At 44.4% G+C, this 24,049-nt stretch carries 25 protein-coding genes and 1 other RNA gene; 20 read left to right on the top strand and 6 right to left on the bottom strand.

Translation table 11 applies throughout. From position 1 onward, the window contains the following. Positions 1-492 precede the first annotated feature (492 nt). Together QUA58_RS21230 and QUA58_RS21225 are read left to right on the top strand one after the other, a co-directional pair. A complete protein-coding gene (locus QUA58_RS21230) occupies positions 493-780 on the top strand; it encodes an RNA recognition motif domain-containing protein (RefSeq protein WP_015179076.1) in 288 nt (95 codons plus the stop codon). 147 nt (positions 781-927) lie between these two features. Continuing rightward, positions 928-1,734 (top strand): DUF1838 domain-containing protein, encoded by an 807-nt coding sequence (locus tag QUA58_RS21225; RefSeq protein ID WP_333249853.1) that lies wholly within the window; start codon positions 928-930, stop codon positions 1,732-1,734. Positions 1,735-2,130: 396 nt separating this feature from the next. Here the strand turns inward: QUA58_RS21225 and QUA58_RS21220 are convergent, their stop codons facing one another. Then, positions 2,131-3,165 carry a VOC family protein gene (locus QUA58_RS21220; RefSeq protein ID WP_333395778.1) on the bottom strand — a complete coding sequence of 345 codons (1,035 nt, stop codon included), beginning with the start codon at positions 3,163-3,165 and terminating at the stop codon, positions 2,131-2,133. 415 nt (positions 3,166-3,580) lie between these two features. After that, positions 3,581-4,027 (bottom strand): hypothetical protein, encoded by a 447-nt coding sequence (locus tag QUA58_RS21215; RefSeq protein WP_333249850.1) that lies wholly within the window; start codon positions 4,025-4,027, stop codon positions 3,581-3,583. Positions 4,028-4,132: 105 nt separating this feature from the next. On the opposite strand from QUA58_RS21215, the gene QUA58_RS21210 reads away from it, so the two are divergent. Next, positions 4,133-4,312, top strand: a complete 180-nt coding sequence (locus QUA58_RS21210) for a hypothetical protein (RefSeq protein WP_333395775.1) — start codon at positions 4,133-4,135, stop codon at positions 4,310-4,312. 179 nt (positions 4,313-4,491) lie between these two features. Here QUA58_RS21210 and QUA58_RS21205 read toward each other — a convergent pair whose 3' ends face one another. After that, positions 4,492-6,978 carry a putative PEP-binding protein gene (locus QUA58_RS21205; RefSeq protein ID WP_333395774.1) on the bottom strand — a complete coding sequence of 829 codons (2,487 nt, stop codon included), beginning with the start codon at positions 6,976-6,978 and terminating at the stop codon, positions 4,492-4,494. Between the two features lie 72 nt (positions 6,979-7,050). Between QUA58_RS21205 and QUA58_RS21200 the strand changes: the two genes are divergently transcribed. Further along, complete coding sequence (locus QUA58_RS21200; protein WP_333249845.1) at positions 7,051-7,737, top strand: ComF family protein; 687 nt, start codon at positions 7,051-7,053, stop codon at positions 7,735-7,737. 183 nt (positions 7,738-7,920) lie between these two features. On the opposite strand, the gene QUA58_RS21195 is transcribed toward QUA58_RS21200, so the two are convergent. Continuing rightward, on the bottom strand, positions 7,921-8,502 hold the full coding sequence (locus QUA58_RS21195) for a 2'-5' RNA ligase family protein (RefSeq protein WP_333395771.1): 582 nt from the start codon (positions 8,500-8,502) through the stop codon (positions 7,921-7,923). 120 nt (positions 8,503-8,622) lie between these two features. Between QUA58_RS21195 and QUA58_RS21190 the strand changes: the two genes are divergently transcribed. From QUA58_RS21190 to QUA58_RS21130, 13 genes are all read left to right on the top strand, one after another. Further along, positions 8,623-8,889, top strand: coding sequence for a YciI family protein (locus QUA58_RS21190; protein ID WP_006632991.1), 267 nt, complete (start codon positions 8,623-8,625; stop codon positions 8,887-8,889). 23 nt (positions 8,890-8,912) lie between these two features. Continuing rightward, positions 8,913-9,009, top strand: an RNA gene (gene ffs, locus QUA58_RS21185) — signal recognition particle sRNA small type. Positions 9,010-9,032: 23 nt separating this feature from the next. Beyond that, entirely contained in the window at positions 9,033-9,413 is a 381-nt protein-coding gene (locus QUA58_RS21180) for a phasin-related domain-containing protein (protein WP_333249841.1), read from the top strand. 198 nt (positions 9,414-9,611) lie between these two features. After that, positions 9,612-10,055 carry a hypothetical protein gene (locus tag QUA58_RS21175; RefSeq protein ID WP_333249839.1) on the top strand — a complete coding sequence of 148 codons (444 nt, stop codon included), beginning with the start codon at positions 9,612-9,614 and terminating at the stop codon, positions 10,053-10,055. A 35-nt stretch (positions 10,056-10,090) separates the two neighbouring features. After that, positions 10,091-10,666, top strand: coding sequence for a Uma2 family endonuclease (locus tag QUA58_RS21170; RefSeq protein WP_333249837.1), 576 nt, complete (start codon positions 10,091-10,093; stop codon positions 10,664-10,666). 90 nt (positions 10,667-10,756) lie between these two features. Next, the gene (locus tag QUA58_RS21165) at positions 10,757-12,103 is read left to right on the top strand and encodes a DNA phosphorothioation system restriction enzyme (protein WP_333249869.1); all 1,347 of its coding nucleotides are present in this window, start codon (positions 10,757-10,759) and stop codon (positions 12,101-12,103) included. Positions 12,104-12,289: 186 nt separating this feature from the next. After that, complete coding sequence (locus QUA58_RS21160) at positions 12,290-12,565, top strand: hypothetical protein (protein ID WP_333249835.1); 276 nt, start codon at positions 12,290-12,292, stop codon at positions 12,563-12,565. Then, positions 12,562-14,625 (top strand): AAA family ATPase, encoded by a 2,064-nt coding sequence (locus QUA58_RS21155; RefSeq protein WP_333395769.1) that lies wholly within the window; start codon positions 12,562-12,564, stop codon positions 14,623-14,625. The genes QUA58_RS21160 and QUA58_RS21155 overlap by 4 nt, the downstream gene beginning before the upstream one ends. Continuing rightward, the gene (locus QUA58_RS21150) at positions 14,612-15,271 is read left to right on the top strand and encodes a Uma2 family endonuclease (RefSeq protein WP_333395768.1); all 660 of its coding nucleotides are present in this window, start codon (positions 14,612-14,614) and stop codon (positions 15,269-15,271) included. Before QUA58_RS21155 ends, QUA58_RS21150 begins: the two co-directional genes overlap by 14 nt. A gap of 12 nt (positions 15,272-15,283) precedes the next feature. After that, positions 15,284-15,604 (top strand): nucleoside triphosphate pyrophosphohydrolase, encoded by a 321-nt coding sequence (locus tag QUA58_RS21145; RefSeq protein ID WP_333249830.1) that lies wholly within the window; start codon positions 15,284-15,286, stop codon positions 15,602-15,604. Between the two features lie 80 nt (positions 15,605-15,684). Further along, positions 15,685-16,155: a DNA phosphorothioation-associated protein 4 gene (locus tag QUA58_RS21140; RefSeq protein ID WP_333249828.1), complete on the top strand. Its 471-nt coding sequence runs from the start codon at positions 15,685-15,687 to the stop codon at positions 16,153-16,155. A 133-nt stretch (positions 16,156-16,288) separates the two neighbouring features. Then, the gene (locus QUA58_RS21135) at positions 16,289-17,212 is read left to right on the top strand and encodes an endonuclease/exonuclease/phosphatase family protein (protein ID WP_333395766.1); all 924 of its coding nucleotides are present in this window, start codon (positions 16,289-16,291) and stop codon (positions 17,210-17,212) included. Positions 17,213-17,226: 14 nt separating this feature from the next. Next, positions 17,227-17,442, top strand: a complete 216-nt coding sequence (locus tag QUA58_RS21130) for a DUF6887 family protein (protein ID WP_332972632.1) — start codon at positions 17,227-17,229, stop codon at positions 17,440-17,442. A gap of 53 nt (positions 17,443-17,495) precedes the next feature. On the opposite strand, the gene QUA58_RS21125 is transcribed toward QUA58_RS21130, so the two are convergent. After that, positions 17,496-19,088 (bottom strand): DGQHR domain-containing protein, encoded by a 1,593-nt coding sequence (locus QUA58_RS21125; RefSeq protein WP_333249824.1) that lies wholly within the window; start codon positions 19,086-19,088, stop codon positions 17,496-17,498. 252 nt (positions 19,089-19,340) lie between these two features. Between QUA58_RS21125 and dndB the strand changes: the two genes are divergently transcribed. Continuing rightward, entirely contained in the window at positions 19,341-20,462 is a 1,122-nt protein-coding gene (dndB, locus tag QUA58_RS21120; protein ID WP_333395764.1) for a DNA sulfur modification protein DndB, read from the top strand. Between the two features lie 19 nt (positions 20,463-20,481). Here the strand turns inward: dndB and QUA58_RS21115 are convergent, their stop codons facing one another. Then, positions 20,482-21,093, bottom strand: coding sequence for a hypothetical protein (locus QUA58_RS21115; protein WP_333249820.1), 612 nt, complete (start codon positions 21,091-21,093; stop codon positions 20,482-20,484). Between the two features lie 223 nt (positions 21,094-21,316). Between QUA58_RS21115 and QUA58_RS21110 the strand changes: the two genes are divergently transcribed. Together QUA58_RS21110 and dndC are read left to right on the top strand one after the other, a co-directional pair. Beyond that, the gene (locus QUA58_RS21110) at positions 21,317-22,315 is read left to right on the top strand and encodes an HNH endonuclease (RefSeq protein ID WP_333395762.1); all 999 of its coding nucleotides are present in this window, start codon (positions 21,317-21,319) and stop codon (positions 22,313-22,315) included. Beyond that, on the top strand, positions 22,312-23,997 hold the full coding sequence (gene dndC / locus QUA58_RS21105) for a DNA phosphorothioation system sulfurtransferase DndC (RefSeq protein WP_333395760.1): 1,686 nt from the start codon (positions 22,312-22,314) through the stop codon (positions 23,995-23,997). Before QUA58_RS21110 ends, dndC begins: the two co-directional genes overlap by 4 nt. Positions 23,998-24,049: the final 52 nt, after the last annotated feature.

Below are 24,049 nucleotides of genomic sequence, written 5' to 3'. Positions count from 1 at the left end.
TTTTCTTGCACCATTACTGCCTTTATTCGTCCGAAAATCCATACCGTGTTTACTTCAACCACTGATTCAGCAAGCCCTATATAGCAATCCTTGCAGGAGTCGTAAATTTTTTAGCCCACCCCAACCCTCCCCTTAGCCGCTCGCTCGGGAGTAAGAAATTCACAAATGATTTAGGAATGCTATACCTTGTTAGTCGCTTTGTTTCCGAAGATGCTTGGTGATTCGTCGCCCACCTATCACTGATCTGATTAAAATCAAGTATTGTTCAGGGGTGGGGTTCCTCGCCGCCCCAAAACTCATATCCTCACTCGCCCTGCGGATGAGTGAGGATATGAGTTTTGATTAAACTAACTATTGCAGCCAGTACCAAGGGTTGGTGAGTGCGGCAAATCCTTTTAGTCAGAGTCGATCGCCCAGTTGTATGCTAGATAGCACTTGACAGTTAAATTAAAAGGTTATTATGTATACCACAACAAGTTCAGTTCGATCGACATGACTATCTACATTGGAAATCTGTCTTACCGCGCCACCGAAGAAGACCTGAAAGCAGTATTTGCAGAATACGGCACAGTCAAGCGAGTTGTCTTGCCTACCGACAGGGAAACTGGTCGGATGCGCGGTTTTGCATTTGTTGAGATGATGGAGGATGCCCAAGAAGACGCTGCAATTGCCGAATTAGACGGTGCAGAGTGGATGGGACGCCCCTTGCGAGTGAACAAAGCTAAACCGAAAGAAGAGGGAAATCGAGGCGCAGGTATCAAGAGAAACGACGGATATTAGTCCGCGATGCGGCGGTTGACATCCTCTCGAAACCCACCTGATGCACCAGTGCGCCAGTAGCGCCGAATTGCAAGCAGCCGTTGATTTTGGGGATGAAATGTCAAATCCGCTGCACAAGAACATTGATTATTTACAGGAGCCTGCGGTATGGTTTTATTACAAGAATTTGATGCCAAAGAATGGGTGAAAACGCGCAGTTCCCTAGACGGTGAAGCAACATTTCTCACCTGGAACGGTTATATTTACTCTTTTGTTCCCAACGAACCGAAAAAGCGCTTGTTCAAAATACTTGGCATGAGTGCAAGCAGGTGTATTGCTGACGGCGAGGGCGGCTGGAAATTCACCTCGCGAGAACTAACTTACTATCTCGACCCCAACAGCGGAAAAATTCTCCACCAATGGGAGAACCCTTGGACAGGAGAAACCATAACGGTTGCTCACGTTGCTAACAACCCCGTCCAAGGTAATTTTAAAGGAATTTTCCCGGCTAAAGTAGAGCCTGAAATTACGACTTTTGTCTTTGACTTATTTCCCAACTATCCTAATCCTTTAGCTGAGGATGCCAGATTTGTTGATTACAGTCCAAATCCCATTTATCAAGCAGCGGAATTATTTAAGCTGACAGTGCCCACAGCAGAATTATTAAATCCCGAACTTGTCTCAGTTTCTCAAGTAATCCTGAGTTGGGATAGAATCGGGCCGTGGCTGGCATGGATGAAAATGGGAAATCGACCCGGTAACATGATTTACAGTGCGACGGGTTCCAAAGTCAAGAGTTGGACAGAATTACCTCAATTGCTGCAAGATGAAATTAAAACTCGCATTCCTTTGTATAAAGATGCGCCGAAATCGCAATTAGATGTGGAAGATATGACTTCTTGGATTTATTTTAAACAGAACTTTGATGCTTATCTCGCGGGGGAAAGATTCCCTCTGCCAGCACCGGAAGCATAAGCTCATAATAGATGAATGCCCTCAATCAGTTCGCGATCACATGGCGACCCATGCGAAACCGGGTTTTTTACTGAATCTGCGGGCCCAAACGCGTGTTTTCGTCCATCTTTCCCCGGTTTCGAGCAGTCGGAGTGCGATCGCGAACTGTCAATGTAGGGTGCGCGCACCAGCACATTACCGCATCATATCAAATCCGGTAGCATTGGAATTAATATTACTTACAGCCAGGACACGGCACTTCCGTGTCCCTACAATTAATCTGGCCTAGGGCATAGGGAAACGGCACGTGCAGTCTCCTCTATATCATAAGCAGTGTAACCGGAATTGATATCAGTCAAATTAATTTGTAGTGAAGAATGCAAGTCTTCTGATTTTTATTAAGAGTTGCATTCTTCACTACAAACCTGATTCTATCAATGTCCAAAAATATCCGTCAGGTGCAATGAAGGAAAAACTTTGTTCCCCAAATTCATTAGCGACTATTTCTGTGATTTTTTGTGCTTTGCTGGCTTTGACTCGCTGAAAATATTCTGCAATACTAGACACTCGATATGTGTACAGCGACATTCCCAAACATCCGGGATTGGCGCGATCGAATCGATCGCCTAGTGCGATCGAACTCGGGAACCTCAGAATATACAGTCTACCCGATCGCGCGGCCTGAAAATCTGTTTTCGACGATCGGGGGTCATCAAAAGCTGTCACCACAAATCCTTCCCCAGACTGAAGCTCAAAAATCTCCCTTCCGGCGAGGGAAGACTCAAAGGTAGTTTCTACATCGTCGCGCGCCCGAATCAACCCCAGAACTTCTTCATAAAATAGCAGCGTTTCTTTGCTGTCATCTTGAATTACCATTCCCATGTGGGTAATTTGACTGGTTTTGAAAAAAGCATTTTCATTGATTTTCCCGTAATTAGGCAAACCATAATTGAATCTTTGAAAAAAAACTTGCCGACTCAAAGGCTGCAAAAGCATCATCTCACGCACTCCGACAGCCGCCTCAACAAAAGGACGCGGTTTTCGCTCTTTGTTGTAAATAATCTCCCAGTGCGGGGATGTATATTTTACCGACAAATTGGCAGATGCAGCATCTTCGGCATGGTTGAGGATATTCAACAAATCAGCAGTTAAAGTAGTTGCCCAACGGTTGCCTTTCACCTTCATTGACGACATTTTCAAACCATCGTTTGTAGGTTTTTCCCAAATCATCAAGCGAATTAATCCGTGATCCGCATCTTGGTGATAGAGTCGAATCGAGCGCACTTTTGAACTAACTCCATATAATTCGCGAGCCTCGGATGCCGATAATTCTGCGATTTGACCGATCCGATATCCAAATTGCTCCCAATATTGCAGTTGTGGAATCGCATCGGCTACGCCAATACACACTTCGTAAATGCCTGCGATGGAAAGGGGCTGCACTTGATTCATACTTTTTGAAACATAATTTACGCACTTTTACATCGGAGTGTTTGCTGTGATATCTCTAAGCGAGATATCTATAGGCAAAGCTTTGCAGGGTGTTCCAAGCGAGATATATAGGCAAAGCTTTGCAAAATGCTCGCACTCCTAAAAAAACGCTTTTTACCAAACCGGGATGCTTCCGATACATCGCTGCTCAAACCAAGATTTATTAGCAATAGTCCGGACAGCTTTTATATGGACCAATGGCTTATTCTGTAGGACTTTGAGCCACTGTGGATAATTAAATCAATGTCAGATCCACCCCGCTCGTTGCATTTAATTGGACTTTATTTATGATCCTTGCGCCGCGTAAGCTTGTAGTCTCGTTCCAAAAACTGTCCGGAGTATTGATTAGAATAAACCGGGTTGATGAGGGTGAGTCTTAGAAAGAGTAAACTCGCCCTTTTTCATCAATATAAACTGAGCGGTCTTGCGTAGTGCGAGGATCTGATCTGGTGATGCGAATCGTCACAATGTTTGTCTGCGAGTCAACGTTATAGTCGTATTTCAAAGTTGCGGTTCCTCCTGTGGTATTAATCGGAATATTGGCAATGTCGCCGGTGCGATTGCTGATACGAACAATGATGTTTTTGCTGGTTCCCACGGGTAAGGATGACAAGCTGGCACCTGATTGACCGTATTCTAGGTTTAATCCAGTTTCATTTAACAGTCTGAGGGTAATGTTGCGAGTATTGTCAACCTGCGCTTGAGGTTGCCAGAATCCTGGTTTTGTCCCGCCGTCAGTTGCAGGTTGAGATAATGCTGGGTGAGGATGCAGACAGCCGAGGGCGGCAAGTATTGCTGCGGTTGCAATAATTTTAGATTTCACGGTTTGTACCTCCGGGTCAAGAATTGGTGATATTTCTATCCTAGCTTTAAAATCGAATGTTAGTGGAAGGAAGTTCGGCAACGGATTATGTAACGGATGTAACGGATGTCAGGAAGAAGCAAGTTCCGCAACGGATTATGTAACGGATGTAACGGATGTCAGGAAGAAGCAAGTTCCGCAACGGATTTGCTCCACGGATGTAACGGATGTCAGGAAGAAGGAAGAAGAAAGAAGGAAGAAGGAAGAATCAATAAAAGGAATAAAAGCAAGGGTTTGAGAAATTAAGAATTTCCTAACCGTCAGGGCGGTTGCTATATCTACTCAGAAACTGGCCTTCTGTAGTTGTTAATATTCCTGGACGCACGGGTTGTCTAGAAATCCGATTTCTGAGCGGGTGGCTGCTTGCCAAAGCTATGATTTAGAGTAGAAACCGGATTTCTGGGGTCAAGTGCGTCCGGGAGTGGTTAATTGTTAATTATCGATCGAGCGAGTTCTAGGAGTAGGCGCTGTTCGGCGCGGACGATCGCCCTGGAAGTCTGTTCTGCAGCATCGACATTGACCGAAATAGACGAAATTCCCCACCGCACGAAGGATTCCACTGTATCGGGATACAATGCGGGAGCGTCGCCGCAGATTGAGCACGGAATGCCGGCGGCCCGGGCCTGTTTGATTAATTGTTCGATCGCCCTCATCACTGCTCGATCGCGCCCGTTGAAAGCACCTGCTACCAGGTCGGAGTTGCGGTTAATTCCTAACAGCAATTGGGTTAAATCGTTAGTGCCGATAGAAATTCCTTGAACTCCAGCTTTTACGTAATCTGGCAATAAAAATAACACTGAAGGAACTTCCGCCATAATCCACAATTGAAATTCGGATGAGCGGTTTTTCCAAATTGTTTCTAAGCGCTGGCGGCAGTAGATAAACTCCTCAACCGAGCGCACGAAAGGCAAAATTAAATTAACATTGGTATGGCCTGACTCGCAGACTTTTTGAAGTACGCAGAGTTCCCAATCAAATAATTCTGGTTCAAAGGTATAACTGAAACTGCCATGGGCGCCTGACTCGCGTAAATCGAGAGAGCGATAAAATATTGGTCGCGGCGAAACGGCCGCAGCAAATAAGCTGAGGCAATCCGCCATGCGATCGACAAATTCCGATTGGCGACCGTCTTGTAGCCAAACTTTGGGGTTTTGACAGTCCAAAGCTTCTAATGCCATTAATTCCGATCGCAGCAATCCGATGCCGTCTATTGGCAGATTTTTGAGGCGGTCGATCGAACTTGTTTGGCTGACATTAACTAGCAGTTGAGTCGCCGTTGGTGGGCCCCAAACATATTGAGTAGACTCAGATTGTCGAGATTTAGACCCGGAATTGGACGATCGATCTGAGGTTGAAGATTGGTGCTTGGCTATTGACATTTTGGCTGCTGTACTGTATAATCCTTCCTTTTTTGCGGTGTCCCGAAGTCGGCTGCTGTCTCCTATCTCGATCGCATCGTGTTGGGCGAGGGCAAAAACTTCTCCGCTATCGCCGTCTACCAACACCGAATCGCCCGAGGCGATCACCCGCGTGGCCCCGGTCACTCCCACAACGGCGGGAATTCCCAATTCTCTCGCTAAAATGGCGCCGTGGCCTGTCATACCTCCTTGTTCCGCAACCACCCCAGCAGCAACCTTCAGCCAAGGTAGCCAATTCGGATCGATTGTCCGGGCTACTAAAATGCCTCCGGCTAAGAATTCCGCGTTTTCTGGGTGGGAATTACTCATAACTTGGGCAATTGCTTCGGCTTTTCCTGATGCTGCTGCCACACCTCTGAGTATGGCAGGAGTTCGGGCTGGGGCGATCGAGTTTGGCTGCGGGAGGGCGATCAAATTTTCCTCTAGTGGCGCGACTTTTTCCCCTTTCACAAGACGAACTTGAGTGAAATAAAACTGCGGTTCGCCACTGTTTGCTGTCTGGTTTAGCGTCCACTCCAAAATTAAATCTGAGTCAAATTCTGCGATCGCTTTTTTACTCAATTCAATGATTTCTTGCAGTTGCCATTCCTCTAAAACGTATTCTGTTTGTGCTTCCTCTCCCAGCGCTAAAACTTGCACGCAACAGTCAGCAAAATCAGGAATTATAAATGGAGAATCGGGAATTTGGAAAGCAGAAAACTTGCCCAGCAGCAGTTTGTTTTTCGGTTCACCATCGCCGACTTTGAGATTGTAGGCTAATGTTTTGTAACCGATACGCTGGAATTTAACCGCCGTTGTTTCTGGCTGCACTTGATAGTAATCAGGGATGGTTTCTCCCCTAGCGAGGGACAATCCCAAACCGCTGGTGGCTTGGATTTCCCACTGTTCACCCGCCTTTGTTTTCACCTCGCCCGCGGCGATCGCTTCTTGAAGTGGCTGCACCAAAACTGCGGGATTGATTTGCTGTACCCCCAGGCCGCACCGCTGCCAGTAAAATAGACTTCGGGCTCTGAACATTTCTGCCCAAGCTCGTTTGAGTCCGGCCCCAATGGCTTCGGGTTCTGCCCGTACTGCCTGAGATTCCAGAATGCCGACTGTTTTCGGGTTCCAGGAAGTCAGGGAAGGGCGAAAAATTAAGGCTGTGGAGTTGAAGTTTGACTGTGAGTTGAGTTGAAAAACAGCAGACTCTAGGGTGGAGAGCAGTGAATCTGGCAGTTTGCCTGCGAGGATTTGGTGGCGGATGCTGCGGGCGATCGATTGCAGTTGTCTGGGTTCATCGACATTCAAGTGCAGGGAAGAGTGTGGCCAGTCAGCAAACAGCGGTTCTAGGCAGTCGATCGACTCTAAAAACTGCCAAAATATTGTAGCCGGTACGACAAAACCCGGTACAACGGGATGATTTTTCTGGAGCAAATAGCTCAAGTAAAATGCTTTTTCTCCTACTGCATCTCGGTCTGAAGGTTGAATTTTGTCTAGCCAGTAGAGGTTTTTCACGCTGCGAGCCTGTCCGTGGAAACAGATTGAATTTGATAGTTTTTCCCATTAATCACTTACCACAATTCTAGGATGAACAAGCGAAAATGGACGGGATTAGTCAAATCTTTTCTCAATCTATTTCTTAAGTCTAACTGTCCTCTTTGTCAGCGACCTGCCGCCACAGAGTTTTGTCCGTACTGTCACAAGCAACTTCAGCGATGTCAGTTAACCGATCCTGGTCGATTTTGGCATTCAGAGCAGCGTGTTTTTGTGTGGGGTGAGTACGGCGGGGCTCTCAAACGGGCGATCGCAGCTTTGAAATATGACGGCAATCCGCAATTAGCCAAACCTCTCGGTGGCTGGCTGGCCGAAGCTTGGTTGAGTTTTCCCGAATTAGCTATAGACAATTTAACAGTTGTACCGATTCCCCTGCACCAAGAAAAGCTCAAGGAGCGCGGTTTTAACCAGGCGGAACTTTTGGCTGAAAGTTTTTGCGAGTTGACTGGTTTGCCTTTGCAGCGGCACGGTTTGCAGCGGGTGAAAAATACTCAGGCTTTATTCGCTCTGACGCCACAGCAGCGACAAGCGGAAATGAAAAATGCTTTAAGTTTGGGGAAAGATTTTCGTCGTCGGCGCCCGCGCGATCGAGTGCTGTTAGTTGATGATATTTACACTAGCGGTACTACGGTTAAGTCGGCCATTAAAATATTGGAAGACTCGGGAATTTCGGTTTATGGAACTGTGGCACTTGCAACTCCTAATAAGATTAATCGGTAAGCTGTGAATGCCTTTAAATTTAAACAGGTTTTTAGTGAGCAATTAAATCCTCGCTAGAAACCTGTAAGAGTTGTTTTACCGGCTCAGATATTTATCAGGATTTGCTAACAAGATTTTTTTGGGAAAACGAACCGCGAAGACGCGAAGGACATGAAGAAAGAGAAGAAAGAGAAGGGAGAGTGTTCAGGATGGATTTAGGATTGTTGGAGGCTCGGCTGCAAGTGGGAATTGGTTGCTGATGTTCCAACGGCTGCCGTCGTGAAGCAGTAAAGTTAACGCGGAAGCGGTAAACTCAAAGTTGAGCGATCGCCCTGCAAATTCCAACCAAGCCGTTTGAAAATTCTCCTTAGTTAAATCGCGAAAGGCTACTGTCATGTGCGGTACAAATGGGCGAGTCTGAGAAACTAGATCGACTATTCCCAAAGTTGCCTCGATATAACTCATCAAATTTTTGTGAATCTCCAGCAATTCGGGCGATTTGACAACATCAGCGTAAATGACGCGGGGCGCGAAAGCAGCAAAACCAGATAGAGTAACGGGAATGGGCAGCCGATTTGCAGAAAACTTCTTCAAACTTTCCTCTAATGTTGGAACATCCTCCGCTAACGAGTGAAAAGGAGGTTGCAGCGTGATGTGCGGCGGCGAATTCAAAGCACCGCGGCTGTTGTAGTGTTCCGCAAAATACAGTTGAATCTCAGTAATGTGCTGTTCAATATCGAGAGGTGGCACTAAGGCAATAAAAAATCGCTGTTTTGACTGGTTCATGGGATAACATCGCAGTTAAGAAAGGATGGTGCAAAATGGAATATAGAGCATTTGCCCTAGATCCCATTGCTGATCACCCATTCCCAATCTAAAATATAAAATCTAAAATCCCAAATAAAAATGCCTTGGTTTGTCAAAATTGAGCAAGGAATTGTCGAAAAGCCTGTCTTTGACCAATACGTGCCAGCTCACAGAGCTTATGTCCGAGAGTTGATTTCTAAAGGACACCGAGCGAAAACTGGCTACTGGGGGCGGCGGGGCGGCGGTATGTTGCTGTTTGAGGCGGGTTCGATGGATGAGGCGAAGGCGATCGTCGCTGAAGACCCGCTGGTGAAGAACGGTTGCGTTATTTATGAAATTTATCACTGGTGTGTGGTTGAAGAATAAATAACTGTGTTATACTCATAAATGAACTGGATCCACGCGATTCCAACGCCCAAATCTTGTCAGGACCGGAAGGTAGCAGCAACACGGGATGCTTGTAATAGGCGTGGTCTCCGGTTCACCCAGTTTTTTGAGGTGTAGCTCCTATGCCTGGTTTCGGAGATATTTTACAGAAAGCAGTTTACCTTGGTGTCGGGCTAGCTTCCTACGCTGGTGAAAAAGCTGGCAGCAAGTTAACTGAATTACGCACTGAAGCCCAAAAGCTGGCAGACGAATTAGTCAAGCGTGGCGAGATGTCAACGGAAGAAGCTCGCCGCTTTGTTGATGACATGGTGCAACAGGCTCAGCAGCAGCCCCCTGTAGAATCGGCTGGCGACAAAAAACCGGCTGAACCTCGACGGATTGAAATTATTTCTGAGGAAGAAGATGTCTCGGCAAAAGATGCTAAAGAGACAGGCGGCGTAGACAAGCTCCGCGAACAGGTGCAGAATTTACAAGAGGAATTGCGGCGGCTGAAGCGAGATTAAACTCAAAAAAGCTCGCTCAGCAAAGCATAAAGGGAACTCAGGATAATACTCTTGAGTTCCCTTTTTGAATATCTTCCCTGTCCGATGTGGACGGATATCAGGCAATAGGTAATAGAATTGAAAGTAGGTGCAAGCACTTCACTTGAGGCTGGCTGCACTTGTCTGTAAAATATTTTGTAATAGCAAGCTGTCAAATTCATGGAAGATTGGTCTAAAGATTTTTTTGGAGTAATGGAAAATGCTGTTTCTGAAGTAGAGCATTTTTTCAGCGACATGGGCGAAGAGTTTGTCGAAATGCTGGACGTTTTGGCAAAAATGTCGGAAGAGTTTACAGAACAAGTACAAAATAATCTGATTAACGACATTGACGGTTATTTTAATGAATTTGATGGTTTATTTAATGAATTTATCGAACCGATAATTGAAATTTGCCGCGACTTCGACCCGGAATTTGATGAGATAGATTTGTCGATGGTGACTTATGTAGACCCTTCGCCGACGCAGCAGCCGGCTTGTCGCGGTTGTCGCAACTATCACGGTCAAGTTTACGGGGGAAATTTGTTGGTTTGTGCGATGCACCCTACGGGTGTGGAATCGGAGAGTTGTGCGGATTGGGAAACAGACGGCGATGCAGATTTTTAATGGCGGAGTTGAGTTGTCGAACAGCTTAATGGCTTATGGTAACGTCAATTCAGTCTCTGTCAAAGATTTCTCTGGAAGAGTTTCTGCTATTGCCAGAGACTAAGCCTGCTAGCGAGTATGTTGACGGTCAAATTTCTCAAAAAGCTATGCCGCAAGGAAAACACAGCAGGCTACAAATCCAATTTTCATCAGCTATTAATCAAGTTGGTCAACCGCAAAAGTTAGCTTTTGCTTTTCCCCAATTGCGCTGTACTTTTGGGGGATGTGCTGTTGTTCCAGATTTAGCAGTATTTGAGTGGTCGCGCATTCCTCTGAATTCTCAGGGAGAAATTGAAAATACGTTTGAAATTGCTCCGGATTGGATAATTGAGGTTTTATCGCCGGATCAAAGTTCAACTCGCGTGATTAAGAAGATTCTGTTTTGCATCAAAAATAAAACTAAACTGGGTTGGTTGATTGACCCGGAAGAAAAATTAGTTCTTGTTTTTAAGCCGCAGCAGCAACCAGAGGCGAAGGAGAATCAGGATATTTTACCTGTGCTCGATGTGCTGTCGGGTTTGCAAATGTCGGCGGCGGATTTGTTTGGGCTGTTAAGTTTCGATCGCCCGTGAGTTACAGTTGAGTATAGGGAATTTTGCATCTAACGGCATTTAAAGGTGAATCGCTCAACGGCTAATAATTCGCAATTTGGGTTTCCGAAAATGCCGCCATCGCTGCAATTGCGACAGTATCAGCGAGTGGCGGTTGCTAATTGGTTTGCGAATCAGGGACGCGGTACGCTGAAGATGGCGACGGGTAGCGGCAAGACGATTACTGCACTGGCGATCGCCACTGAATTATACAATAAAATTAACCTGCAAGTCCTGCTCGTAATTTGCCCTTACTGCCACCTGGTGAATCAGTGGGCGCGGGAATCCGAGAAATTTGGTTTAAAACCTATTTTGGCTTTTGATAGCGCCCGCAGTTGGCAAAATAAGCTGGCTGCTGGTTTGTATGAAGTGCGATCTGGCGAGCGAGCATTCCTCACAATTATCACTACTAATGCTACCTTAATGGGAGATAGCTTGCGATCGCAACTGCGCTATTTCCCAGAAAAAACCCTGATTATTGGAGACGAAGTTCACAACTTAGGCGCGCCCCGTTTAGGAGAAAGTTTGCCGCGCAATATTGGACTGCGACTCGCCCTTTCCGCCACCCCAGAAAGACATTTCGACGAACAGGGAACCGAAGCTATTTTAGATTATTTCGGCCCTGTTTTGCAGCCGGAACTCACCCTGGCTGATGCTATCCGCCAAAAAGCATTAGTACATTATTTATACTATCCGATTTTAGTAGAATTGACCGAAGCCGAAACCCGCAAATATTCCTACTTAACTAAAAAAATTGGCTGGGCGCTTTGGGGCGATGAAAAAGTAGAAGAAAACGATGCTTTAACGACTTTATTAATGCAGCGGGCTCGGTTAATTGGGGCAGCGGCTAATAAATTAGTAGCTTTGCGAGAATTAATGATTCACCGTCTCGACACAAGCCATACTTTATTTTACTGCGGCGACGGTGCGATTGAAGGAGGTGCGCGCCGCAATAACAATCGCCAACTAACAGAAACCGCGAAGTTATTGGGTTCAGAATTAGGCTACCGAGTTAACACTTATACGGCGGCAACTCCTTTAGGAGAAAGAGAACGCTTGCGCCAGCAATTTGAGAGTGGAGAATTGCAAGGTTTAGTCGCGATTCGCTGTTTGGATGAAGGCGTGGATATTCCAGCAATTCGCAATGCTGTAATTTTGGCAAGCAGCAGCAATCCGCGCCAGTTTATTCAGCGCCGGGGACGGATTTTGCGGCCACATCCGGGGAAGGAAAGGGCAACTTTATTTGACATGATAGTTTTGCCTCCAGATTTAGGTCGGGAAACCTTAGAAGTGGAGCGCAATTTGCTGCGAAAAGAGTTGAAGCGGTTCTTGGAATTTGCCGATTTAGCTGACAATGCTGGGGAAGCTAGAGTGAAATTGTTGCAAATTCAAAGACGTTACGGGCTGTTAGACATTTGACATTTACCCGGTTTCGGTTTATGTTTGAGAATATAGAATTATTTTATCCAGGACTTACGCAGAACTTAATTATGTAGGGTGCTTATGGGCGCGCCTTACCGCTATAAGTAGCGCGTCAAACTACTTTTTGCCTAAGTCCTGTTATTGGAGTTTGAGTTGCTAGTTTTTAAGATTGGCCAAAAAAATATGACAGAAAATCTGAATGAAAATTTGATTATGGCTTTTAGATATGAAGATAGCGCGATCGCAGCCGTACAGACAAGCATTTTAGCAGAAAAGCGTTCTTCTTATCAAACTCATCAGGAATTGAGCGACGTACAGGAACCAATTACTAGCGCGCCGACGGAAGTTCGGCAAATTATCGAGCGGGTATTAGAAATTGAAAAAGATAAACTGTACATGAGGGCTCCCCGCTATATTAGCGATGACATTTTGAAAGTTATTAAGGAAGCAATTGTATGAAGCTGATTTCAATTAGTCTGTGCAATTTCCGGCAGTTTTTCGGCCAAACACCCGAAATTAAGCTAGCATGGGGCGCGCAAAATATTACAGTGATTCACGGCAATAACGGTGCTGGAAAAACAGCTTTGATGAATGCATTTACTTGGGGACTTTACGGAAATTTGAGCGCGGGTTTTACGGAAGAACAATCAGTAAATAAACGCGCTATTGCGGAAGCAAAACCGGGCAAACGAGTACCTTGTTGGGTGGAAATCGTGTTTGAACACGACAGCAAGCGCTACCAAGTAAGGCGCAGTTGTCACGCTTACAAAAGTCAAAATAGTGTCGAACACAGCAAAAGCGAATTGTTCATGCAGGTAGCAAAAGATGACGGTCGTTGGATGCTGCCGCCCCAGCATCCTGATGATATTATCGGACGAATTTTGCCGGAAAGTTTGCATCAATATTTCTTTTTTGACGGGGAGCGAATCGAGCAAATTGTCCGCCACGATAAGAAAGCAGAAATTGCTGAAGCTACTAAGGAATTGCTGGGAGTAGAGGTACTGAATCGCTCGATCCGACATTTGGGAGATGCCAGAAAGTCTATAGAAACAGATTTAAGAATGATTGGAAATTCCGAAATTAAGAAACTTTTGAAAGAGAAGCAAAATTTTCAGAAAGAGGTAGAACAATTTTTGCAAAAAAAAGTAGAAATTGAGCAAGAATTGATTCATCAAGGCGAGTTAAGAAAAGCAGTTAACGGTGATTTGCTGCAACTGGGCGGTGCTGCCGAGTTGCAAAATTTGCGAGACGAGTTGGAAAAGCAGCGGAGTTTATTTAAGCAACAAATTGTGCTGGGTTCAGAAGCTATCAAACGAGCAATTTCTGTGCGCGGTTACGCGGTATTTCTGTCGGATGCTGCGGCTGAATTCGACGTAATTGTCGGGGGTTTGCGGGAGAAAGGCGAGTTGCTTTCGGGGATTCAACGGCCGTTTTTGGAAAAGTTATTAGCGCAGCAGCACTGCATCTGCGGTACAGAATTAGTGGAGGGTTCTGAAGCTCGCGAAAATGTTAGCGGTTGGATGGATAAAGCGGGTGTTGGCGATGTGGAAGAAACTACGATTCGGATTAGCGATCGGGTAAATGAAATTGATAGAAAAGTGGCTGATTTCTGGGAGGAAATTGACCGCCAGCAAGGCAATGTCAGCCGATCCAGAGCCGAACTTTCTCGCGTGGAAACACAGTTAGACGATATTCAAAACAAGCTGCGAAACTTTCCAGACGGCGATGTGAGTGGCTTGCAAAAGCGCTTGGATGAAATTGAGGCAAAAATTGGCGATTTGCACCGGGAAACAGGCTCTAACCAGCAGCAGATTGAGAGTTTGAATGCCCAGGTTGTGGCTTTGGACAAGCAAATAGACAAGCAGCAATTGAACGAGCAAAGGCAAGTATTAGCCCAGCGCCGGATTGCTGCAACTCAGGATGCGATCAATCGCCTAACTGAAGTGCGAGCGCGCTTAGAAAAACAGTTTTGTTCTCAGTTAGAAAAACGGGTGCAAGATATTTTTAGTCAAATTTCGTTTACTCCTTACATCCCCAAATTGAGCGACAAATACGAACTGACGCTAGTAGAAAATACGTCGGGAAAAGAATCTTTAGTTGCCGCTTCTACGGGAGAAAATCAAATTCTCAGTTTATCGTTTATTGGCGGGATTATTGAGGGCGTGCGGGAGTGGAGTCAAAAGAATACTTTGATGGGCCCGGATAGTAGTACCTTTCCGATTGTGATGGATTCTCCCTTTGGCAGTTTGGATGAGATTTATCGCAAGCAAATCGCGAATAAGCTGCCCAAATTGGCGAATCAATTGGTAGTTTTGGTGACAAAAACTCAGTGGCGCGGAGAAGTTGCTCAAGAGATGGAAAGCTGCACCGGCAGGGAATACGTGCTGGTGTACAATTCTCCGAAAGCTGATTGTGAAGAAGATGCGATCGAATTGGCTGGGATGCGCTATCCTTTAGTTAAGCGCAGTCCGAATGAATTTGAATATACAGAAATAGTAGAGGTGGATGATGTCTTCTAGTTCGGTAATCACGCAGGTTTTGGAAACGGATATTTGGGTGAAAGCGACGTGGGAAGAGTTTCTAAATTTTGCTGAGGATGTAACTTGGGAAAAGGGCAAATTTTATTATTATCAAGAACAAATAAGGGTAGAAATGTCACCAGTAGGGCCATTGCACGGGCATCAACATTCAATCCTTTCATCTGTAGTCAGTCTGTTTGCTACATTGAAAAATATCCGAGTAGTGCAGTTGATTAATGCCAGTTTTCGGAAAACAGGTATTCATGAGTTTCAACCCGATCTAGCTTACTACATTGGTTCAGATTTAAGACTGCCTCCTAATGACAGCAATTCACCTGTTGATTTAAATGAATATGATTCGCCGAATTTAGTAATTGAAATTGGTGCATCTTCTTTTGATGATGATTTAGGCAGCAAGCGGTTGCTTTATGAAGACGCAGGAATTAGCGAATATTGGGTGGATCGTGCGAATAGGCAGGAGGTTTTTGCCTTTGCGATTAATGGCGGTGGTAGCGGGAGAATTCAAGAGTCCCGGGTTTTACCTGGGCTGGAAATCGCCTTAGTTGAGGAAGCTTTGAATCGCAGTGAAACTCAAGATGATGGGGAAATTACTCGCTGGTTGATTCAAACTTTTAGTCAAGGTTGAAGGGAGTTTGACATGGAAAAAAAGTATCATAAGTTGGTGCGCGATCGCATTCCTGAAATTATTCGCCAAAGCGGGAGTGAATGCGAGTTTGTCATTTTGTCCGATCGCGAATACCGTCAAGCTTTGCGCCAGAAATTGATTGAGGAAGCGGGGGAAGCAGCGGTGGCTGATGAGGATGATTTGGTGGCGGAATTGGCTGATTTGTCTGAGGTGATGGATGCGGTGATGCTGAGTTTTGGCATTTCGGGCGATCGGCTTTTGGCCGAAAAAATCAAGCGCCGGGAAGCTAGAGGAAGTTTTGCCCAAAAAATTATGTTATTACGGACATTCTAAAAACTATCTGCGTTAATCTGTGTTTATCTGCTTGACATCTGCGGTTACTCTATCAATTTAAAAATTACATATTAATCCCAATGGTTGCCAACAGAATTAGAATTGCTAAAGATAAAGCCGAGTTAGTCAAATCCTTAACTTTATCGGATAACAACTCCGCGCCCTTTCAGACTTACGCCGATGTCATCGCCTTCGCCGCCGCCTTGGGAAATCAGCGGAAAAAACGATCGCCCTTGGGTGAAATTTCCAAACGAGAACCGGGTGCGATCGACGTTGATATTTTTGTATCGAGGGGTTACGATATGGCGATTAAGTTAATTGCGATCGCCGAAACCAAAAATCCTCAAATTCTCTCCCATCTCGACGAAAAATTGGAAGCAGAACGCTTGCAAATTTTTGAAGAATATGCTAATGGTGGACTGGAAATATTGCGCGAAGAGTTGCGGGGTGCGGCGGATTATACCGATCGCCTGTTGTTGGTTTTGATTTCAGAAAGAGACAACCAACATCGGTCAAATGAAGAATTCGATTTAAGCAAGTTTTTATTCTAATAGGTTCCCAATGAAGCACATATCAGAAGATATAATAAAGAAAGGGCTGAAGGAATTTGCAAAAATTTTCGCTTACAGTTACTCAGGATTTATTATCTGCTATTTCATTCTCAAACTAATCTTTTGGGATCGAATGTGGATTATTGCCTTAATTAGCACTTTTCTGCCCTTAATTTTATTCCCAACTTTCCTGCTTCCCATTATCGGATTGTCAATTATCAAAAAAAGATGGTTCTCGATAATTTCGGCGATATCCTGCATTCTTTTCATAAGTTGGCTGCACATAAAATACTTTTCCCCCTCACCAATCAACATCACAGATTCCCAACCCCACCTCAAAATCTTATCCCATAACCTCGGCTGGTATACAACACAATCACCAACTTTATTTAAACTAATTGAACGCGAAAAACCCGATATTATCTTTTTACAAGAAATCGTTAAAAAACATACCGAAAGAGCTTTCACATGGTTAAAAATAGACTACCCATATCAAATTGGGATTCCTCCGGTAGGAATTCTCAGTAAATATCCCATTGTCTCCAGCGAAATACTGCACTTAGCCGGTCATGCAGAAACGCAGCAGCGAGCAATTATTAAATTTAACGAACAAGAAGTAGTGATTTATAATATGCAAGCTACCGGGCCGTGGTTTAAGAGATATAACATCTTGCCTTTTCTCAAAATTCCAGTTTACAAATATGGACAACGATCGCCGGAAATTCTAGATTTAGTCCAGCGAGTTGAGCAAGAAACTCTACCGGTAATTGTCGCGGGCGACTTTAACATGACAGACGAAACTCAAGACTACTATAATGTGCAGAAAGTTATGCAAGATTCTTTCCGAAAATCGGGGTTTGGGTTTGGTTTTACTTGGCCTCACGGTTGGGAACTTAAGTTCTTGTTGAAAAGCTCGAATTTGAGATTAAATTATCCCGTTTGTCGGATTGATTATATTTGGTATTCAAAGCATTGGGGTGCTAAATCGAGTTCGGTTTTGGAGGCCACAGAGTCCGATCATTTGCCCGTGGGAGCAGAACTTATTTTGTTAAAATAAAGGAGAGTTTGCGGATGAGCCAAGTTAACTCTAACGCAATGTTGAATGCTGAATTGAAAATGTATTTTCTTAGACATCGAGGAGATAGAGCCGCATTTCAAGCGTACTTAGACAGAATCAATCAGCATCCGCTGAGGATTATTGCAAGTCCCGGCGATCCTGATTTTGATCAGAAAGTTCAAGCCGCAATTCGGCAAAAGTTAGAAGCTGCAAGAAATGGTAGCAGTTAGCTATCTAACAATAGCCTTGAATTGCAAGCAGTTGCATACTATCTTGACATTATCTAGGTAAGAACTGGCGGCAATCCCACCTCTTTCGGATGCACAAACCTGCTATTAAAACTAACAGCTTTATCCTCAAAAGTCCTCGCTTGGGCCACCGCTTGCCGCAAATGAGCCCGATCCATATCATCGTTAATTCCCGCGACCAAATATACAATTAACTTCGCGGCTAAATCCCTTCCAGAAACTAGCATTCGCTTTTTGTTCGGATCGTACAAAATCCCGTACCACGCAGACTCAGGATTGTCCATGTGGCTAAATCCTTCATCCACATCGTACCTGCGGAGTTTGTCGAAAATAGATTTCAGCGAAAATTTCTTTCTAAATACTAGAATTCCCAAAGCATTAGCTAAAGCAATTTGACCGACTGGACGAAACAAAATATTTCCCTCGCCCCCCGGCTTTTCAAAACTAAATCGGCGCAATTCGGCTGTTTCTTCGCCGCTTTCAATTCTTTGATAGCTGGGCAAAGTTGCTAAATGATCGAACAATTTCTGAAACTCTTCAATTCCCTCTTTCAGTTCCTCATCTTCGGGCCGCATGGGAATTAAACCTTTTTTTTCTGGCTTCCAATGGGGGAATTTGTATTCTAAATACCGTTCCGACATATCTTGCAGCGCTTGCAATGTGGTTAACACCGTTGATTTGGCTGCGACTGTCGCACTGTCCCAATTGACGCGGGGATTTCTATCTTCTTGTTCTTTTAATAGGGGATGGGTGACGGCAAGTTTGCGGGCGCAAATCGCAAATCCGTTATCTTCGTTCAATAATGCTAGTTGTCCCTGACTTAGCGTTACCGCCATCAGGTTAACGTGCACAAAGATCGATCGCACGCGCCGTTGTGCTTGCTGTCGCGTTTCCCCCGCTACCGCCGCCGGGATAAACTCAATCCCGATTTTTTCGTGAGCTAATTTATACACTGTTTCGGGGTCGATTTGATACTCCTCTGCTAAATCTTCCAGAGTAATTGCAGCGCCGACAGGTTTTTTATTTTTGTTGTATCTTTGCAGGATTCCGGTTTTAATTAAACTCATTAAACCTTGAACTCCCATCAGCCGATGCTGGCCGTCTAAGGCAAAGATTGAGACTTTTTGAGAGACATTCAAAAGCCCTAAGTTCTCGTTTTTATCAAAGGATGTAAATTCAGCAGCAGATTTAGTTGCTACGCCATTTTTATCCCATTCGTCGGCGTGAGGATTGTCTACCCACGGGGGACTGACGACGACTAAAACTGCGGGGAATTTGTGCGATTTTCGGGCTGCTAAATATTGAGTGAGGGCGGCTTGGCGCGACCAATCTAAGGGACGCTGGATAATTTCGTCAATGGTTTCGTCGTCGCGGACGATGTTGTTGGTTTGGAGGTCGAATTTTTGGCGGAAAAGCGGCATTTGCGAGGCGAAACGGACGCGAGAATCTAACCATTCTAGGGTGACTGAACCGATGTATGCTTCAGTGTTTCCCATCTGGGTTTTTTGTACGAAAATGCGATCGTCCTTTCCTAAATAATTATCTAATAAAAGTGCGATTTCCTGTCTGTCGCTATTTTCTTTTTCTAAAATTTTGCTAGCGAGGTCATCCGCTGGGTTGGTAGTCATTGGCATTTTTTATATAATTAGGCTATCTTTTCAAAAATATCATGAGTTAAACTTTATGTCAACTCTTGTTTTTTAAAAAGTTTTGTGAAATACTTGAGTGATGGAGAACAGTCCCCAGACTGCATACCATATTTATTGCACGATGTCAATGATTTATTTATTTATTTAAACCGCAGATGAACGCAGATAGACGCAGATAAGAGTTATTCCTTTGCGTTTGTCGGCGTGTATTTGCGGTTTCACAAAAAAAATATGTCTACTCCTTCCTTTGAATACATTTTGCCGGTCATCCGGGGAATTCAAGCGGGCCGCGAATATTACGTGTCGATGTGTCCGGTGCGTTTTTTGCCGAAATTGTTTCCCTTTGAATCTGAAGAGTTGCCGCCGTCTATGCGGGCGAAACGCGCGCTTAACAAAGCTAGGATTCCCGAAATTGCTGATTATTTTGTCAAGAATCCTACAAATTATACTTGTGGGGCAATTGCGGCTTCGATTGATGCGGATATTAGTTTTGAAGCTGTGGGAAATGAGGCGGAGGAAAGGAAAATCGGTCGCTTGCGGGTGCCGATGGATGCTAAGTTTACTATTAATGACGGACAGCATCGGCGCGCGGCTTTTGAGATGGCTTTGCAGGAAAATCCGCAGTTGGGATATGAGACGGTGGCGCTGATTTTGTTTCTCGATATTGGGTTGGAAAAATCGCAGCAGATGTTTGCTGATTTGAATAATTTTCAAGTTCCTTTGGAGTCGTCGCTAAGTCTACTTTACAACCACCGGGGCGATCGCGCTTTGGTTGTAAAATCGGTTGTTAAGCAGGTTGAGGTTTTCCGGTGTTTGACTGAGATGGAGAAAGGGAGTTTGAATGGGCGATCGCCCAAATTGTTTACGCTGAGTGCGATCGATCGTGCGATCGTGGCTTTGCTGTCTAATATTCACGGCAGCGAACAGGCAAAACCCTCTCGTTACCGCGCCACAAAACAGGAAAAAGAGGAAGAACTTACTCAGCAAATACAACTAGCGATTAGTTATTGGAATGCGGTTAGCAGTTTTATTCCTGATTGGCAACTAGTTCTGCACAAGCAAGTTGCGGCGGGGGAAATACGCCGGGATTCCGTACACTGTCAAGCTGTTGTACTGGAAAGTTTGGGGAAAGTGGGCGCCGCTTTGCTGTCCGTTTTTCCTGAGAGTTGGGAGGAACATTTGAGCCTTTTGCAGCAGGTTGATTGGTCGATTTCTAATCCTGATTGGGAGGGAGGAATTTGGTTGAAAGGGGGGATTTCGCGATCGAGGGCGAGTGTCAGTTGGATGACTGATTATTTGAACAAGCGGTTGGGCTTGGAAACCGCAGGCGCACCACAGGCGCGACGCCTGTGACACGCTAAAATCTGTGACTTTAATTAAAATAGCGTCGAAACGGTTCTGCAAGAATGCCCAAAATTTGGTCTAGCTGAGTAATGAAATATTCAGTCAAATCAATTTTTAACAACTGATTTTCTAGGATTAGGAATTTCCAGTTTGTACCAGTTGAAACTGCTCCATAAATCGCAGATTGTTCTTGCCCTTTGCGAGCATTAAATATCTGAGCAGCAGCCATCTGAGCCGCACACTGTCCCAATCCTATTCTAATATCGTTGTCTTTTGCTTCAACCAATGTCAAAACTGGAGCAGTCACCAAGGATTGATTGCTCGATGCGCTGAGGAGAAAGTCACAAGCACCTGTTAATCCTTTGCTCTCTTCTACGTTAAATGTGTTGCCGGAAAAGTAGCCAATTTTGTTGTTAAAAGTGCGCCGTATTTCTAGTAAAATGGGGGTAATGATTAATTCCGATCGAGCTTTTTCGGTGCTGATGCTTGAGGCTAAGTCTAAGGTTTCGTCTAGGGTTTGCTTGAGGCGTTCTGAAGGTGCGATCGGGGTGATTTGGCTGAATAAGTGGGGAATGTCTTCAACGGTTAGCTCCAGGGTTGAGACGGCTTGGTCGATCGTTTTGAAGTCGCTGTAGGACATATTTGATTTGGGGGGTGGGAGAGATAATTTTTTAACAGCAGATGCACGCGGACAGTGATATAATTATCTCCTGTCTAGGCTATAAAATTACTTTTTAGTCTGATGACACTGCTTAAATTGTCTAGTTTCTGCATTATGGTTTGGCCTTGTGGCGCTTAACCCTCTGTTGACAATAGTGTAAAATTTCAGGTCTGATTTTATTTAATCCTAGCGGGAGGAGAAAATGACTACAGGAGAAGAGTCCGAAAATAAAAATTTAGCATACTATTGCAATTGTTTTTCTCAGATTAAGGTAGGCAAGAATAAACAAGGAGGCGATGCTCTAAATCAGCCAATACTGCTACTGTCTGTAATTGATTTAATTACACAAGGCTTACTTAATGAGAACAATATTACTGTTTCCGATCAATTAATTAATACCTTCAAAAGATACTGGTCTGTATTGAGTTCTGACCGTTTTGATGAGATTGATTTTGCTATTCCGTTTTTTCATTTAAAAAACAAGAAACCTAAATTTTGGCACGTTGAATTTAGCGAACAATACACGGGAGGACGCCCTCAAACCATCAACTCTTTAAAAAGAGATGTTGAAAGAGCCAAAATAGATGATGAATTATTTGATTTATTGCGAGACTCTAATGCAAAAAAAGAATTAATAGATATACTGATATCTGCCTGGTTTTCCTCAAGCCAAAAACAGATAGAAGATGTTTTAACAATAAATCAGTCTCTCCAAGATTCTACCTGGAATGAATTAGAGAGTATTGAATCTAGTGATACAGATGCACAACCAAAGGTGTATTTACGAAAATCTTTGTTTAGAGAGGCTATTTTCCGTAAATCCGTCGTGCATTTGTATGATTACCGATGTGCTTTTTGTCGATTGAAAGTTACACGTTCGCTTAGTCAAAGTATTGTAGATGGCGCACATATCAAGCCATTCTCTGAGTTTTATGATAATAGACCAGATAATGGGCTCTCACTCTGTAAAAATCATCATTGGGCATTCGATCGCGGATGGTTTGCTGTTGACGATCGTTATCAAATTATAGTTGCTAGCGATCTACAAGAGGACTCACCATACCCTAGATTAATGACAGAGTTTCACGGAGAACAGATTCTTTTGCCAAGTTTAGAGCAATATTATCCGAGAAAAGATGCGCTTCAGTGGCATCGCAAAAATGTGTTTACTTTAAAATCAAAACGGAGTTCTAGAAAATGAATGATTTACAACAAATGTCACTATTTCCGCCCCGCAATATTGGCGATTTAATGGCAGACATAGAAATTTTAAAAAAGGAAATTCAAGAGCTTTATTGTCAAGATGAACTCCCACTTGTAATCGGTTGGAGTGGCGGCAAAGATAGTTCGGCAGTCCTACAGCTTGTATGGTATGCGATTGCAGAGTTGCCAATTGAGAAACGCCACAAAAAAATTCATGTTTTAACAAATGATACACTGGTAGAAAACCCTATAGTAGCTGCTGGAGTACATAATTCTCTAAAACGGATGAAAGTTGCAGCCCAAAAACAAGGAATGCCAATAGAAACTCATTTAACTTATCCAGCCGTTCAAGATACCTTTTGGGCGTGCTTAATAGGTAAAGGATACCCAGCACCTAGAAACCGATTTAGATGGTGTACGGAACGATTAAAAATACAACCAACTGGTTCTTTTATTCGTGAAATAATTAGGACTAGCGGCGAGGTAATTCTTGTTCTAGGTACTCGCAAGGCTGAAAGTGCTAAACGCGCCGCAAATATGGCTAAACATAGGGAGTGGCGGGTAAGCGAACGCCTTAATGCTAATCCCACTCGCCCTAACTCTTATATTTACCTTCCCATTGAAGACTGGCGAACAGATGAAGTGTGGCTTTACTTGATGCAGTGGGATAATCCGTGGGGAAATAACAATAAAGATTTGCTAACTATGTATCGAGGTGCGACAGCAGATAATGAATGTCCTCTAGTTGTTGATACTTCCACCCCTAGTTGTGGAAATTCTCGCTTTGGCTGCTGGGTTTGCACAATGGTAAGCCAAGATAAATCAATGGAGGCAATGATTCAAAACGATGAGGAAAAAGAATGGATGCAGCCTCTACTCGATATTCGCAACGAATTAGACATTCCAGACGATCACCCAAAAAGAGACTTCCGTCGCATCTACGGTAGAGTAGAACTGTTTGAACGCAACATGGGCGACGACACAACCTCCGTCGAACCCATCCCAGGGCCCTACACCAAATTCTGGCGAGAACACTGGCTGAGACGAGTCCTGGAAGCACAAACCCACGTCCGCAAAACCGCCCCCCTAGAAATGCGCGATATCACCTTAATTACCCCAGAAGAACTTAGCGAAATCCGCCGAATTTGGTTGGAAGAAAAGCACGAATTCGACGACAGTTTACCCCGAATTTACGAAGAAGTCACGGGCGAACCTTTTGAAGATTCCCGTCCCGCCGCTGAAAGAAAACTCTTAGGTAGCGATGAATGGACTGCGATCGAAGAGATTTGCAGTGAGGACAAAATGCACCTCGAATTGATGGCAAAACTCCTGGATACAGAACGCCAATACTACACGAAGCCCCGCCGTACAGGCATTTACGCCGATTTGGACAAATGCTTTGAAACCAGTTCGCGATCGAAGGAAGAAGCGATTGGCAACGCCCACTATCAACGCAATTTAAAAAAAGCGGTGGAAGATATTAAAGCAAATCCGACGGAAAACATTCAGCAATTCAAAGATGCGATCGCCCAAACCAACAGTTCCGCAAAAAACGATACGGTTGATATTGCCAAACTTAAAGAAGAACTCGAAAGCAACAGCAATCAAAGCAGACAGCTATCTTGGGCGGATATTAAATTTTCACCGCCTAATTCAGGAGAGGAAAAACCTAGCGATTAGCACGCCCTAGCCTGCGGTTAAACCCAAACTTGTTGACAGCCACTCCGTGCGA

It is taken from the genome of Microcoleus sp. N9_A1, assembly GCF_036701795.1.
In the GTDB taxonomy this organism is placed as follows: domain Bacteria; phylum Cyanobacteriota; class Cyanobacteriia; order Cyanobacteriales; family Microcoleaceae; genus Microcoleus.
Note: the sequence above shows the minus strand (reverse complement) of the source record. Positions and strands in the feature narration are given on the sequence as shown.

Excerpts from the sequence above, each read along its gene's own strand:
- QUA58_RS21175 (WP_333249839.1), top strand. The coding sequence starts at position 9,612 with ATGGAAGATTGGTCTAAAGATTTTTTTGGAGTAATGGAAAATGCTGTT.
- QUA58_RS21225 (WP_333249853.1), top strand. The coding sequence starts at position 928 with ATGGTTTTATTACAAGAATTTGATGCCAAAGAATGGGTGAAAACGCGC.
- dndB (WP_333395764.1), top strand. The coding sequence starts at position 19,341 with ATGTCTACTCCTTCCTTTGAATACATTTTGCCGGTCATCCGGGGAATT.
- dndC (WP_333395760.1), top strand. The coding sequence starts at position 22,312 with ATGAATGATTTACAACAAATGTCACTATTTCCGCCCCGCAATATTGGC.
- QUA58_RS21190 (WP_006632991.1), top strand. The coding sequence starts at position 8,623 with ATGCCTTGGTTTGTCAAAATTGAGCAAGGAATTGTCGAAAAGCCTGTC.
- QUA58_RS21165 (WP_333249869.1), top strand. The coding sequence starts at position 10,757 with ATGCCGCCATCGCTGCAATTGCGACAGTATCAGCGAGTGGCGGTTGCT.
- QUA58_RS21130 (WP_332972632.1), top strand. The coding sequence starts at position 17,227 with ATGAGCCAAGTTAACTCTAACGCAATGTTGAATGCTGAATTGAAAATG.
- QUA58_RS21115 (WP_333249820.1), bottom strand. The coding sequence starts at position 21,093 with ATGTCCTACAGCGACTTCAAAACGATCGACCAAGCCGTCTCAACCCTG.
- QUA58_RS21210 (WP_333395775.1), top strand. The coding sequence starts at position 4,133 with ATGTCAGGAAGAAGCAAGTTCCGCAACGGATTATGTAACGGATGTAAC.
- QUA58_RS21220 (WP_333395778.1), bottom strand. The coding sequence starts at position 3,165 with ATGAATCAAGTGCAGCCCCTTTCCATCGCAGGCATTTACGAAGTGTGT.
- QUA58_RS21155 (WP_333395769.1), top strand. The coding sequence starts at position 12,562 with ATGAAGCTGATTTCAATTAGTCTGTGCAATTTCCGGCAGTTTTTCGGC.
- QUA58_RS21110 (WP_333395762.1), top strand. The coding sequence starts at position 21,317 with ATGACTACAGGAGAAGAGTCCGAAAATAAAAATTTAGCATACTATTGC.
- QUA58_RS21135 (WP_333395766.1), top strand. The coding sequence starts at position 16,289 with ATGTGGATTATTGCCTTAATTAGCACTTTTCTGCCCTTAATTTTATTC.
- QUA58_RS21125 (WP_333249824.1), bottom strand. The coding sequence starts at position 19,088 with ATGACTACCAACCCAGCGGATGACCTCGCTAGCAAAATTTTAGAAAAA.
- QUA58_RS21195 (WP_333395771.1), bottom strand. The coding sequence starts at position 8,502 with ATGAACCAGTCAAAACAGCGATTTTTTATTGCCTTAGTGCCACCTCTC.
- QUA58_RS21180 (WP_333249841.1), top strand. The coding sequence starts at position 9,033 with ATGCCTGGTTTCGGAGATATTTTACAGAAAGCAGTTTACCTTGGTGTC.
- QUA58_RS21150 (WP_333395768.1), top strand. The coding sequence starts at position 14,612 with ATGATGTCTTCTAGTTCGGTAATCACGCAGGTTTTGGAAACGGATATT.
- QUA58_RS21145 (WP_333249830.1), top strand. The coding sequence starts at position 15,284 with ATGGAAAAAAAGTATCATAAGTTGGTGCGCGATCGCATTCCTGAAATT.
- QUA58_RS21160 (WP_333249835.1), top strand. The coding sequence starts at position 12,290 with ATGACAGAAAATCTGAATGAAAATTTGATTATGGCTTTTAGATATGAA.
- QUA58_RS21170 (WP_333249837.1), top strand. The coding sequence starts at position 10,091 with ATGGTAACGTCAATTCAGTCTCTGTCAAAGATTTCTCTGGAAGAGTTT.
- QUA58_RS21200 (WP_333249845.1), top strand. The coding sequence starts at position 7,051 with ATGAACAAGCGAAAATGGACGGGATTAGTCAAATCTTTTCTCAATCTA.
- QUA58_RS21140 (WP_333249828.1), top strand. The coding sequence starts at position 15,685 with ATGGTTGCCAACAGAATTAGAATTGCTAAAGATAAAGCCGAGTTAGTC.
- QUA58_RS21230 (WP_015179076.1), top strand. The coding sequence starts at position 493 with ATGACTATCTACATTGGAAATCTGTCTTACCGCGCCACCGAAGAAGAC.